Here is a 14,564-nt window from a genome sequence, read left to right on the forward strand (position 1 = left end):
CATAATAATTAGAATAGATTTGAAGATAAAGCCCCTTTTTAGAAGGAGTAGATTTCTTTAAAAAATAGATCATAAAAAGGTCCTCCGAATAATAACTACCTTAACTACCTATATTATAGCATAATAAAAAAATATTTTCAACTTTTTTAATAATTTATATATAAATTATTAATTGGTCAAAAATATTGTCTTTATCCTAAATTTTGGGTAGTTAAATCCTAAATACGGGTATGCAATATAATTCTTTTAAAGGAATTAAGGATGATGAAGAAATTTCATCATCTTTTTGTTCTGAAATTTATATTTTATAAAACCCATCTTTATTCTTACTTTTCTTATGTTATAATAAAGATATAAACTAAAGAAAAAGAGGTAGAAGAAATGGTAAAATATATTGGCGTTAACGATAGAAAAATTGATTTATTTGAAGGTCAGTTTGTTGTTCCTGAGGGTGTAAGCTATAATAGCTATCTTATTTTAGATGAAAAGATTGCTGTTATGGATACAGTAGACATCAATTTTAAAGATGAATTCTTAGCTAATTTGGAAAAAGCATTAGACGGTAGAAAACCAGATTATTTAATCGTAGATCATATGGAACCAGATCATTCTGCTTCCATTAAGGCTTTAGTGGATAAATATCCAAATATAGAAATTGTAGGTAATCAAACTACATTTAAAATGATTAATCAATTCTTCCCAGGGTTTACATTTAAGCAAGTATTAGTAAAAGAAGGAGATAAGCTATCTCTAGGTAAGCATAATCTATCCTTCATTTTTGCACCTATGGTACATTGGCCTGAGGTTATGATGACTTATGATTCATATGATAAGTGCTTGTATAGTGCCGATGCCTTTGGTAAATTTGGTGCACTTGATTTTGATGACCCAGAGGGCTGGGCATGTGAAGCAAGAAGATATTATTTTGGTATTGTTGGTAAGTTTGGTGTTAATGTACAAAACTTATTTAAAAAGCTTCCATCTATAGATTTAGAAATTATTCGTCCACTTCATGGACCAGTATTAACTGCTCCACTCGATGAATACATAAGATTATATGATATTTGGAGTAAATATGAGCCTGAGGCAGATGCAGTTACTATTGCTTATACTTCAGTATATGGAAATACAAGAAATGCTGTAAATCTACTTAAAGATAATATCACAAAGGATTATGATATGTTTGATTTAGCAAGAGATGATTTCCATGAAGCAATTGAAGGCGCATTTGAAAACAAATATCTTGTTTTAGCAACAACTACATATTGTAGTGGTATCTTCCCTAAAATGCTTGATTTTTTACATGCACTTAAGGAAAGAGGATATCAAAATCGTACTATTGCGATTATTGAAAATGGCTCTTGGGCACCACAGGCTAAAAAGCTAATCGTAGAATTTATTATCAATAATTTTAAGAATATTAGAATTATTGAAAAAACAATTACAATTAAATCTGCTTTAACAGAAGAAAATAAAAAAGAGATCATTGAACTTGCGAGTGAATTAAATAAATAATTAGAATTAAGAATCCCTTCATAAAATGATAAATTTTATCTAGGGATTTTCTTTATAACAATGTACTTTATAAAAGATATTGTTTTAAGAAAATATTTAATGTATAATGAATCTTCCTAAGGAGGTTATCATGGACTTAAGAAAATATGATTTATATATATTAGATTATGACGGTTGCTTAATAGATTCTATGCCCATGTGGAAGTATTCAGCCTCCTCATATATCAAGTATTTAGGATATAATCCTAAAGCGGATTTAGATGAAAGAATTCCTATATTTAAAGATATTTATTGTGCTAAGGTGGTTAAAGAAGAATATAATATTCCTATGAGTGTAGAAGAAATAAAGGAAAGCATCGATAATTATGTAGATATGGTATATCCTAAGATTCCTTTAAAAAAGGGAGCATTAGAAATACTTGAAGCATTAAAAAAATTAAATAAAAAAATTGTTGTATTATCTGCATCAGGTATAGATATTATTAGCTTATCTATGGAAGCATTACATATTAGTGATTATTTTTTAGATGTTATTTCTGTATATAAACATAATTCCTTATCTAAAAGTGATGGTACTGCGATGGAATATGTAAGAAATAAATATAATCTATCTAAAGAAAATATTTTAATGATAGATGATTCCTTATCTAATGTCTTAGGCGCTAAAGAATATGGAGTAGATTGTATAGCAATTGAAGATGAAGTTAACTTTAAAAATAAAGAGGAGCTTATTAAAAACTCTATGGCATATATGAGTATGGATGAGCTATCAAAATTATTATAAATAGGGGTATATAAAATGATTAAGGTATATGCAATTAAAAGTATATTATCTAAAGGGGATAATTCAATTGATAAGGATTCAAAGGAATTATTAAATGGCTTAGAAGAAATATTAAAAGAAGAATTTAAAATTATAGATAATGTGGATGAGCTATCTAGTGATGAATTATCCTTAATACTAGTTCAAACCGGAGGATCTGAAGGATTCTTTAAAAAGGATATTTATCCATTTTTTAATGGACCATATTATCTGTTAACCTATGGAGCTAATAATTCCTTAGCTGCAAGCTTAGAAATTTTATCCTTCATTAAAAATGAATCTAAAAAGGGTGAAGTATTACATGGCGATATTAGCTATATCGCAAATAGAATTAAGGATTTAAAAAAATATAGGGAGGATACTATTTATAATTTAGGAGTACTTGGTGTACCAAGCGATTGGTTAATATCATCGAATGTAGATTATAAAAAGTGTATGGATATATTTAGGATAAAGCTAATTGATATCAATCAAGAAGAAGTAATTGATGCAATCAAAAAGCATAATGAAAATGCTCCATATGATAGCTTTAAATCAAGCTTTGATCATAAGGAATTAGATAAGGCATATCGTATTTATTTAGGCTTAAAGGATATTGTAGATAAATATAATTTAGCTGGCTTTACCTTACGCTGTTTTGATATTTTAAGTGCATTAAAATCAAGCTCCTGTTTAGCTTTAGCTTTATTTAATGATTTAGGAATTACAGCCTCCTGTGAGGGTGATATTCCATCACTTCTTACTATGTTTATTTTGGAAAATAAATTTAAAGCTTTACCATTTCAAGCCAATCCAAATTGGATTGATCCTGTTGAAAATGAGCTTACCCTTGCTCACTGTACCTTACCTTTAAAGATGTGTGAAAGCTATACCTTTGATACTCATTTTGAATCTGGTATAGGTGTTGGTATACATGGAGAATTAAAGGAAGAGGATATTACTATTGTAAAAATATCTTCTAGTTTAGAATTATTCTATATAGAAGAAGGAAGAATTATTAAAAATGAATATAGAAAAGACCGCTGTAGAAGTCAAATTGTAATTCATTTAAATGGTAATGTATCTTATTTTTTAACTTCTAGCTTAGGAAATCATCATATTGTAATTTATGGTAAAAAGAAAGAAGAAATTAGAAGATATTTAACTAATCTTGGACTAAGAGAGGTTATCTAAATATAATTTATAGGAGGAAATGTATTTTCCTCTTTTTCATTTTATTTCATAGTGTTTTTTTAAATGAAGTATTATATAATATATATAATAGTAACTATTTTAAGGAGGGATCATATGCGTATAATTCATACCGCCGATTTACATTTAGATTCAAGGCTTGAAACGAATTTGGATCCTGTTAAAGCAAAGGAAAGAAAAAGGGAATTATTACTTTCCTTTGACAATTTAATTAATTATGCCAAAAACAATCTAGTGGATGCGATTTTAATCTCTGGAGATTTATTTGATAGACCAAAGATTTCAGCTAAAACTAGAGAATATATTATTGGACTTATTGAAGAAGCAAAAGAACTTCAATTCTTTTTAATATACGGAAATCATGATATAAATATGTTTTCAGAGCATCCAATAGGATTGCCATCAAATTTACATATTTTCCAAGATAGATGGGAAACTATATCCTTACCAGAAGTAGATATTACAGGCATTAGTGGAGAAAGTATCTCCCCTGCCTTATACGATCATTTAGTTTTAAATAGAAATAAATTAAATATTGTAATGCTTCATGGAGATATTACAAATTTGAATTCTATTCCGCTTTCTATGTTAAAGGAAAGAAGTATTGATTATTTAGCCTTAGGTCATTTACATAAATACCAAAAGGGTAAGCTAGATGATAGAGGTGTATGGGTATATCCTGGATGCCTTGAAGGTAGAGGCTTTGATGAAGAAGGACCAAAAGGATTTATGCTACTAGAGATAGCTGAAGGCAAGATATCTTCTAAATTTATTCCTTTTTCTAAAAGAATATTACATGATATTAAAGTAGATATTACGAATTGTGATTCTTGGTTAGAAATTAGAAAAAATGTCAATTTAAAGCTTACAGATGTACCTCAATCGGATATGGTTAGGGTAAGATTAATTGGCAATTATGATTTAAGCTTGATTAAACAAAATGAGCTATTAGAACAATCCTTAAATCAGCAATATTATTTTGCGAAGGTTTCTGATGAATCTCGCTTAAGAATTAATCCTAAGGATTATGAAAATGATATTTCCTTAAAGGGAGAATTCATAAGAAATGTATTATCTTCTAAATTGAGTGAGGATGATAAGATTCGTGTAATTGAATATGGTATTAAAGCCTTAATGAAGGAGGAAATCTAATATGAAGCTAATTAGTTTATATATAGATAACTTCGGTAAATTATCCGATTACTCCTTTGATTTTTCAACAACCCTAAATTCTTTATATGAAGAAAATGGTTGGGGTAAAACTACTCTTACTGTATTTATTAAATCCATGCTTTATGGATTATCTAAAAGCGAAAGAACAATCTATACCCCATGGAAGAATGTATCTAGCTTTGGTGGCTATTTGATTTTGGAAGCAGAAGGTAGAAATTATCGAATTGAACGTCAGTTTTCAACAGCCAAGCCATCCTTAGATACAGAAAAGGTATATGATTTACAAACTGGACTTCCTATTGATAAGTTTGGCTTAAATGTTGGTGAGGCTATTCTTAATTTAAATGAAGCCTCCTTTGAAAGAAGTGTATTTATTCCTCAAAAGGATTTAGATGGTTTTAATTCCGATATTGAAGCAAAGCTTGCAAATCTAATTGGTGGAACAGATGATTCTCAAACATTTGAAGAAGCCTTAGAAATCTTACAAAAGAAAGCCAAGGAATTAAAGCTTAATTCAAAGAAGGGTTTAATTGTAGATAAGAAGGTTGAGCTTGCTCAAATTGAAGATGAAATTGATGAGGTTAATAAAAGAATGGAAGGACTTCCAATCTTACAAAATCAAATTGACCAAATCAATGATCAAATTCATATTTTAAATAATGATAAGAAGGATATTAATAATCGTATTTTAAGATTTACTAAAAGCCAAGATAAAAGAGCTAAGCTTGAGGTAGTTGCTAAATATGAAGAGGATATCAAATACACTAAAAATTTATTAGATGAAAATAATAAAGTATTCAATGGCCATGATATTAGCCAAGATGAGGTTTTATTATATCGTTCTAAGAATAAAGAATTACAAAGCTTAAGAACTCAATATGAGGTAAAAAAGAGCAATAATAGAGCTTCTTTGAAAATTGAAAAGCTAGAAAAGGATTTAAACCTAACGGAAATTCCAGATGATGAGATTTTAGATCATATTACAGATCAAATTATGAAATACAATAACATTAAAAGTGTTATGCAGGCTCATAATACCTCTGTAAAGGAAAGAAAAAAGCCAAAGCTTGGTATTGCGTTAACAATTATTTCAAGCTTACTAATCATTATTGGTGTATCCTTATTTGTTGTTGGATTCTTTATTGAAAAACAAGGCTTTGAAATTGCAGGTATTGCGATATCCATTCTAGCTGTATTAGGCTATATTGGCGCACTTGCTGCATTCTTAGTAAATAATAGCCACAATAACGCACTTGCGGTTGGTGGCCAGGTAAAATCCTATGATTATGAAAAGATTCATCTTGAAGAAGAATTAAGAGAATTCTTCGCAAGATATCACTTATATTCTTCTGATTTTACAAACAATATGTTTATTGTTCGTGCAAATATTCAAAGATATAAGGATGCGCAGGATGATTTCAATGATATTTCAAGAGAAAATAAGGATCTAGAAAATAAGATTAAAGAAATTGATAATTCCATTCAGCATTTCTTAGGTCAGTTTAATTCATCTTCAACTGCCGTAACAAATGAAGAAAAGATTGGTGAGTTAAATACTCATTTACGTAAGAAGGCTGAAATTGAAGGATTATTAAAAGAAAAGACTACTCTTTTAAAGAATTTCATTGAAGAGAATCAATTAGATGTTATTGATGATGCTAATTTCTCTATTGAAGAATTAAATCAAAAAATTGCTGAAATTGATGGTAAGATTGATGGCTTAAATAGCCAAAAGACTACCTTACTTAATAAGTGTTCTGAATATGAAAATGAGATTGCAATGCTTGATGAATATAATTCGGAAAGAGAAAATGTTGAAGTGGATATTCGTATCATGGAAGAGGAATATCGCTTATTAAATCTATCTATGGATTATTTATCTCATTCTCAAAATTCCTTACTTGAAAAGTATGTAAAGCCAATGAAGGATTCTGTCAATAAATATATATCCTTATTATTAAAGGATACAGAGGATTATAGTATTGATGTAAACTTCAATTTCCAATTTATGACAGAAGGTGGCTTAAAGGGTATTGATTCTTATTCTAGAGGATATCAAAATATTATATCCTTATGTATGAGACTTGCGTTAATTGACTGTCTATATCCTCAAGAAAAGCCATTCATCATTTTAGATGATCCATTTGTTAATTTTGATGATGAAAAGCTAGAATTATGTAAAGCATTAATTCGTACAATTTCAAAACAATATCAAATTGTATATTTTGCTTGCCATAAATCAAGAGAAATATTCGTTAAGGATAAAGAAAGAAAAGAAGCATCCGATGCCTTACAGCGTCCTATCTTCCAAAAGCCAACTCCAATACGTAAGGCTGTTAATGATATGCTAGGGGAGGATACATTAAAGGAAAATAATAAGCCTATTAGTGTAAGAAGCCCAAAAAGATTATCCTTAGAGGATGAGCTTGTTGAGGATTTAACTAGAGTAAATCCTATGGATGTAAAGCCTACTCCAGTTCGACCTCAAATTAGAAAAAATGATGCAACTAGCGTAACAAAGAAGGATGTAAGTCCTATAGAACCTCAAAAAAAGACTATAGTAATTAAAAAGAATAAAATAGAACAAGAAGAGGATTCTAAGCCAGTTAAGCCTAGAACAATTAAGATAAATAAGCAGGTATAGCATGATATTAGATGGTGATATTTTAGCTTATTTTAATGAAATTGGTGTAGATGTAGAAGAAAGTAGCTATGAAGATACATTCTCCTTTATATTTCAAATATCCTATAGTGATTTTGATTTAAATGCTACATTTACAATAGATAGAAGCTTAAATCTATTATCCTTTATGGTATCCCTTCCAAATCCAGAGGAATTCGATTTGCTTCCGGAGGCTTTAAATGCAATTAATTCAAATTCAACATTATTAAAAGCATATTATGATAAGCTAGATGATACAGTATATGTAAAAGCATCTACCTTTGTTACAGAGGATAATTGTATTCAAGCTATGGATTTTATCTTAACCTCTATGAAGGATTTAGATTATGAATATATAGAGAATCTATATAATTCTATCTATAAAGAGGATTATGACTCCTTTGATGATGAATTTGAAAAAGCTCATAAGGATACCTCTATAGAAGAGGATATGGCAGAGCTTATGGAACTTTTAAAGAACAAGAACCGCTAGATTGTGGTTCTTTTTCAGTGTATTGGGTGTATGTTTATTTCATCGTATTTTAATGATTTTAAAAGTATGATATAATTAATAAATAATACGATAGAAAGAAGATGAATAATATGTCAGTAACCCTAAACCAAGGATTAAGGAATTACCAAGAGAGTGTTACACACAAAATAGGTTCTTTAAATGTCACAATTAACTTATGTTCATCTGCAAAGAATAGTAAAATAAATGCCAATTTAACAAAAAATCGTTTTGGACATTTAAAGGTAGGAAAAATGGGGATGAAAAATATAATAAGAGAATTGTATAAGGAACTAGGCTATGAAAATTTGCAAGACGGAATTGGATACATATTAGATTTTGGAATGGAATTTATTTCTTAGTATATGGCCATATCAATTATATTATTTAGTCTTATGCTTTTTTCGCTTGCTAGTTTTTTGATTTTATTTCCATTAGGACTATACCAATACACGATAATTCCTTTTGTTATTTTTTGCATTTTGCTTTTGCTTTTTAGAATGTGGTTTTATCATAGATGTAGAAAGTACATTGATTTAAATAAAAATATCATTAGTATTGAAAATTTTATTCAAGGAAATGAAAAAAATGAAGGATACATTAGATTTAATTCGGAAAATAACTCATATTCTTGTGTATGTAATGATTCGATTATAAGGTTTAATTTAAAGGGATTTATATTAAAAAAAAGCTTTATTAGAGCGTTTATTGTAAGGCAGATTCGCTATAAGGCAGTTTCAAACAAATTGAAGATTGCTAAATTGTTTTCTTTAAAACTAAAATGTAATTTCAAATACAATAAGTTGTACTTAATTATTAACAATCACACGTATCTTATTCTTATGAATGGAATCAGTATAAATACTATTATTAGTTCTGAAATATCGAAATCGAAATTTGCAGCTTTATATAGTAGTTTAAGAACTTTTTTGGCTGGAAATGTTATTATAGATATTAATGAAAAAATATATTTAGATTATTATAAAGTCTACAGCCGGTTTTAGAGTATTTGGTATAGGTTAAGATGCTGTGTATATTTATCAAATCCGAGGCAGAAAGGCGATAGTTCAGTTTAGAACTACTGCCTTTTTTGCGCAAGATTATATTTTTTAAGACTTATTTATAATGAATGTAAACCAAAACCATAATCAAGATCATTTACTCTTTTCTCTCACAAATTGGTATATTCAAACAAATTCGTATAAATTATAGAACGATTTGTTGAAATAGAAACATTAGAATTATATAATACATTTTGTGAGGTTATGTTTATGAAGAATTATACAAAAATTGAAGAAAGATATATTGATGAGATACAATCTAAAGTAACCTTATTGGAGCATAATAAGAGTGGTGCAAGAATTTGCACTATTTTAAATGATGATAACAATAAGGTATTTTCTATTGCTTTTAGAACTCCACCAATTAATGATTGTGGTTTAACTCATATTCTAGAGCATTCTGTATTATGTGGTTCAAAGTCATTCCCTGTTAAGGACCCATTTGTTGAGTTACTAAAAAGCTCATTAAATACATTTTTAAATGCATTTACATTCCCAGATAAAACAGCATACCCTGTTGCAAGTCAAAATCTTAAGGATTTTAAGAACTTAATGCATGTATATATGGATGCTGTATTCTATCCTAGAATTTATGAGCATGAGGAAATATTCAAACAAGAGGGTTGGCATTATCATTTAGAGAATATTGATGATCCTATTACAATTAATGGTGTAGTATATAATGAAATGAAGGGTGCTTTTAGTGATCCTACAACTATTTTATATAATAAGATTCAAGAGGCACTATTCCCAAATACTGCATATCATTTTGTATCTGGTGGAGACCCTAAATATATTCCTGAATTATCTTATCATGTATTTAAGGATTTCCACTCTAAATTTTATCATCCATCGAATTCCTATATTATTTTATATGGTAATTTAGATATGGAAGAAAGATTAGAGTGGTTAGATAATGCTTATTTAAAGGATTTTAATAGAATTGATTTTGATACAAGATTAACTTTCGAGAAACCTTTTGATAAGCCAAAATATGTTTCTTATAATTATCCAATTGAAAAGGGTGATGATAAGAAGGATAAGACCTTCTTAACTTATAATGTTGTATTCCCAAGCTATAAGGATGTTAAGCTTATGATTGCAACATCCACCCTAGTGACTGCGCTTTTTGATGTACCTGGTGCACCACTTAGAGAGGCTTTAATTGATGCAAAAATTGGTAAGGATATTTCATCTTATTTTGAAGATGGTGTATTACAGCCATGTATTTCTATAACTGCTCAAAACGCAAGCGATGAGGATGAGGAAAGATTCATAGAAATTATTAATAGCGAGCTTAAAAAGATAGTAGAAAATGGATTAGATAAGAATTCCTTATTATCTTTATTAAATCATCAGGAATTCCAAGCAAGAGAAAGAGCATTTAACCCAAGAACTCCTCAAGGATTAAATGTTGGTTTATCTGTTATGTCAAGCTGGCTATATGATGATAAGGACTGTTTTTCTTATCTTGAGGTATTAAAGTATTATAAGGAATTAAAGGAAGACTTATATAATGGTTATTTTGAAGATATTATTTCAAAATATATTCTAAATAATAATCATAAGGCTTATGTTAAATTAATTCCTAGTGATACTGTAAATGAAGAAAAAGAAAACATATTAAAGGATAAGCTTAAAAATTTCAAAGAATCCTTAACAAAAGAAGAATTAGAAGGATTAGTAGAGGCTACAAAGAAGTTAAAGGAATATCAAAGTGAAGAGGATAGTGATAGTGCTATTGCAACGCTTCCAAAGCTTTCCTTAGAAGATATTAATCCAAATCCTGAGGAATTAAAATTAGAAGTAATTGATTCTACTCCTAAGGTTTTATTTAGTGATTATCCAACGAATGGAATTGCTTATGTAAAACAGTATTTTGATATTTCTCACATGGAAAGTGAAGATTTACTTTATGCACAGCTATTTGTAGATACATTTAAGCAATTATCTACATCTAAAATGAACTATAAGGAAATCAATCAAAAGATTCAAAATGATTTTGGTTCCTTAGCTTGTGGTATTACTTGTCTTAAGCATTATGAAACTCATGAGGCTAAAGTGTATTTTTATACTTCATTTTCTGCAATTGAAGAAAATGTTAGGGATGCATTTAAGCTATTATATGAATTGTTAGAGGATACTAAATATACTGATGAAAAAAGATTATTTGAATATTTATGTCAGCTAAAGACTAACCTAGATATGAGTATTGTTCAAAGAGGTCATCAGGTTGCTCTAACAAGAGCCCTATCCTATATTGATGAATATTCCTTAGATAGAGATTTAACATTAGGTATTGCTTATAATGATTTCATTTCTAGCTTAGTTAAGGATTTTGATACTAAGAAAGATGATATTATGAATAGATTAGTATCTATGAGAGATAAGATATTCTCTAAAGCGAATATGATTTATGGATTTACAGGTAATAAAGAGCTTTATAATCATTTATCTTTATTATTTAATGAGTATTATTTAAAGCTTAAGGATAAGAATATTTATACTAAAGTAGAATTTAAGGAAAATGTTAAAAATGAAGCCTTTACTGCTCCAATTGATGTAAACTATGTATCTAGAGTTGGTAAATTTACTGATAAGTATAATGGGGGCTTATTAGTTTTAGATAATGCAATGAGTATGGATTACTTATGGATGCAAGTTAGAGTTCATGGTGGTGCATATGGATGTATGATGTCCATTGATCCAACAGGCTATATTGGATTTACATCCTATAGAGACCCTAATATTAAGAAAACAAATGATGTATACGATGCTTCTTATAGATTCGTAGAAGAATTTAATCCAAGTGATGAGCAGCTACTTAAATTTAAGATTGGTGCAATCGGTAATTCGGAATCTGTAATGCATGTAAGAGATAAGGCAGATACTGCAAGAAGCTTCTATTTAAGAGGCTTAAGCTATAGCGAAAGATGCAAAAATAGAAGTGCAATTCTATCTATAACAAAAGAAGAAATCAAAGGCTTCAGTACTATGTTTAAGGAAGCTATGGCAGATTATACAATTTCTTGTATCGGTAATACAGATAAGATTAATGAAGTAAAGGACATGTTTAAAGAGATTCGTCCATTAAGCAAATAAGGGTGTGCATAGCACACTCTTTTATTTGCGCAAAAAAAGAAGCTCATTTGAGCTTCTTACTTAACCTCTAAAGTCCAATCTCTAGTATCTTTAATCTTACCAGATTGAATACCTGTAATTTCATCATATAGATGCTGAGAAACCTTGCCAATTTCGCCATTGTTTACAACAAATTCTTTACCATCAACAACGAATTTACCAATTGGGGAAATGACTGCAGCAGTACCAGTACCCCATGCTTCTTCAAGCGTACCATCTTCTAAAGCCTTTAATAATTCATCTACTGTAATACGTCTTTCTGAAACAGGAATTCCTTCCTCCTGTAAAATTTGAATACAAGATTTTCTTGTAATACCAGGTAAGATAGAACCGACTAATGCTGGAGTAACAACTTCACCATTAATCTTAAACATTACATTCATAGAACCAACTTCTTCAATGTATTTTCTTTCTACCGCATCAAGCCATAATACCTGTGAATATCCCTTAAGCTCAGCCTTCTTACCAGCACGAGTAGAAGCAGCATAGTTTCCACCACACTTAGTGTAGCCTGTACCACCCTTACCTGCAACTCTAACATCGTCTCTTTCAATTAAAATAGAAACAGGGTTTAAGCCTTCTTTATAATAAGAGCCTACTGGAGATAAAATTACCATAAATATTGCATGGTGTACGCCATGAACACCTAAGGAATGATCATCACCAATCATAAATGGACGAACATATAAAGATGTACCTGGCTCTGTTGGAACCCAATCTCTATCTAGGTTAACAAGTGTTGTAACAGCCTCAACAAAATCTTCTACAGGTAATTCTGGTAAGCATAATCTTTCTGCAGAAGAATTTAATCTTTTCGCGTTTTCATATGGACGGAATAGCTGTACCTTACCTTCCTTTGTAAGATAAGCCTTCATTCCTTCAAAAATTTCAGCTCCATAATGTAGGGCACTAGATGCAGGGGACATAGGGATTGGTCCATAAGGGATAATTCTTGCGTCATGCCATCCTATTCCTTCATCAAAATCCATCATAAACATATGGTCTGTAAAATACTTTCCAAAGCCTAATGCTCCTGTAGGCTTTGCCTTAGGAGTTTCAATTTTAGTAATCTTAATATCTAGCATAAATAATTTCTCCTTTTTTTAAAACTTATATTAATTATACGCCTATTTATTTTCTTTTTAAATATAATATTTTGAAAAATGAAAAAATGATATATAATATTTGCGAGGTTATTTTTATATGGAAATTATATTTTATAATATTACAGCAATTGTAATAGGCTTATTACTTGCTTATTATGGTTCATATTCATTAATAAAAAGAAAGAAAAAGCTATTTGGTATTGCAACAATAGTTATTTCTTCATTTGATATTGGCTTTGGTATTTGGGGATTCTTCTTAAATGAATATCAATTTATTGTTATTCTAGGGATTTTAGCATTTACCTTAATAGAAATTATTTTCTTTTTATTATTTAACAAAAAAGAAGAAAAGACTAAGAATAATAAAACTAAAGTAAAAAAAGAAGAAAAAGAAGAGGATTATTTAGAAAGAGAAGAAGAATAAAAGGGCGATTGAATTCGCCCTTTATTCATTTTCTTTAAATGCTTCTAATTCTTTAGAATAATCCTTTTTAAATTTATCTAAGAATTTTGCACCACCAAAGCCACCAAATGCTAAAATACCACCAAATAATGCTTTTCTGAATCCTGGCCATCCATTTTTAAACATATAAGAGAAGATATCTGTTTCTTCCTTGAATGATGCCATATATGGTATAGAAATGAATAGGAATGTAACTACACTAATAAATACTAATGCACCTACAGTAATCTTAAGCCATTTTTTATTTGGAGCATGGCTTAACCATAATCCTAATGTTGCAAGAATAGGAATTAATGCTAATACTCCTGTAAAATAATCATGTAAATAAATGGTTAATAAAATAGGTGTAATTAAACCAATTCCAATACCTAATATTACATAGATAATAGCTAAAACATATTTAATATTAAAGCCTTTATTTTCATTTACTTTATTCTTTAATGCATCTAAATATTTATTTCTACATTCCAAATGCATAGGACAATAGTTACTACCGAATGCTTGATATTCTCCCTTATTTTTACATACAGGACAATTTTCCATTGGACCATAATTATTTTCTTTTAAATATTTAACTACATTTTCAATCATTTCTTTGATGGTCTCTTTTGTTTTATCTTTTTGTTTATTACCTTCTGGTAATGTCACAACCAAAGTATCCATAGACTCCCCTAAGGATACGGCTGCACAAGCATTATTTAATGCTTCAAATTGGATATCCTTAATTGAAGCTTTATCCAGTGGATGATCAAGTGGAATAAAGAAGGATGGAATAGATAATACCATATATTGCCAATCCTTAAGATATATTTGAAATCCTTCATATTCCATTACATATATACTTTTATTTTTTATAAAGCCTAAGCCTTCTGCATAATCACTATATTTCATAACTAATACCTCTAGAAGTTATTATAT

Annotated in this window: 11 protein-coding genes; 9 read left to right on the forward strand and 2 right to left on the reverse strand. The window is 29.1% G+C overall.

What is annotated here, in order from left to right:
- Positions 1 to 381: 381 nt before the first annotated feature.
- The 8 genes from EI71_RS07515 (at position 382) to EI71_RS07550 (ending at position 12,038) form a co-directional block, all read left to right on the forward strand.
- Positions 382 to 1,515 carry an FprA family A-type flavoprotein gene (locus tag EI71_RS07515; protein WP_119016642.1) on the forward strand — a complete coding sequence of 378 codons (1,134 nt, stop codon included), beginning with the start codon at positions 382 to 384 and terminating at the stop codon, positions 1,513 to 1,515.
- Between the two features lie 130 nt (positions 1,516 to 1,645).
- Positions 1,646 to 2,299, forward strand: coding sequence for an HAD-IA family hydrolase (locus tag EI71_RS07520; RefSeq protein WP_162849871.1), 654 nt, complete (start codon positions 1,646 to 1,648; stop codon positions 2,297 to 2,299).
- Between the two features lie 15 nt (positions 2,300 to 2,314).
- Entirely contained in the window at positions 2,315 to 3,511 is a 1,197-nt protein-coding gene (locus EI71_RS07525) for a hypothetical protein (RefSeq protein ID WP_119016644.1), read from the forward strand.
- A gap of 114 nt (positions 3,512 to 3,625) precedes the next feature.
- A complete protein-coding gene (locus EI71_RS07530) occupies positions 3,626 to 4,681 on the forward strand; it encodes a metallophosphoesterase family protein (RefSeq protein WP_162849872.1) in 1,056 nt (351 codons plus the stop codon).
- 1 nt (position 4,682) lies between these two features.
- A complete protein-coding gene (locus tag EI71_RS07535; RefSeq protein ID WP_119016646.1) occupies positions 4,683 to 7,346 on the forward strand; it encodes an ATP-binding protein in 2,664 nt (887 codons plus the stop codon).
- Position 7,347: 1 nt separating this feature from the next.
- Entirely contained in the window at positions 7,348 to 7,857 is a 510-nt protein-coding gene (locus tag EI71_RS07540; protein WP_119016647.1) for a YbjN domain-containing protein, read from the forward strand.
- Between the two features lie 101 nt (positions 7,858 to 7,958).
- Complete coding sequence (locus EI71_RS07545) at positions 7,959 to 8,237, forward strand: hypothetical protein (RefSeq protein ID WP_211321075.1); 279 nt, start codon at positions 7,959 to 7,961, stop codon at positions 8,235 to 8,237.
- 909 nt (positions 8,238 to 9,146) lie between these two features.
- Positions 9,147 to 12,038: an insulinase family protein gene (locus EI71_RS07550; RefSeq protein WP_162849873.1), complete on the forward strand. Its 2,892-nt coding sequence runs from the start codon at positions 9,147 to 9,149 to the stop codon at positions 12,036 to 12,038.
- 56 nt (positions 12,039 to 12,094) lie between these two features.
- Here the strand turns inward: EI71_RS07550 and EI71_RS07555 are convergent, their stop codons facing one another.
- A complete protein-coding gene (locus EI71_RS07555) occupies positions 12,095 to 13,162 on the reverse strand; it encodes a branched-chain amino acid aminotransferase (protein WP_119016650.1) in 1,068 nt (355 codons plus the stop codon).
- Between the two features lie 118 nt (positions 13,163 to 13,280).
- Between EI71_RS07555 and EI71_RS07560 the strand changes: the two genes are divergently transcribed.
- Positions 13,281 to 13,607, forward strand: coding sequence for a hypothetical protein (locus tag EI71_RS07560; RefSeq protein WP_119016651.1), 327 nt, complete (start codon positions 13,281 to 13,283; stop codon positions 13,605 to 13,607).
- A gap of 21 nt (positions 13,608 to 13,628) precedes the next feature.
- Here EI71_RS07560 and EI71_RS07565 read toward each other — a convergent pair whose 3' ends face one another.
- Positions 13,629 to 14,537 (reverse strand): APC family permease, encoded by a 909-nt coding sequence (locus EI71_RS07565; protein WP_119016652.1) that lies wholly within the window; start codon positions 14,535 to 14,537, stop codon positions 13,629 to 13,631.
- Positions 14,538 to 14,564: the final 27 nt, after the last annotated feature.

Origin of the sequence: Anaeroplasma bactoclasticum (genome assembly GCF_003550015.1) — a bacterium.
Lineage (GTDB): Bacteria > Bacillota_I > Bacilli_A > Acholeplasmatales > Anaeroplasmataceae > Anaeroplasma > Anaeroplasma bactoclasticum.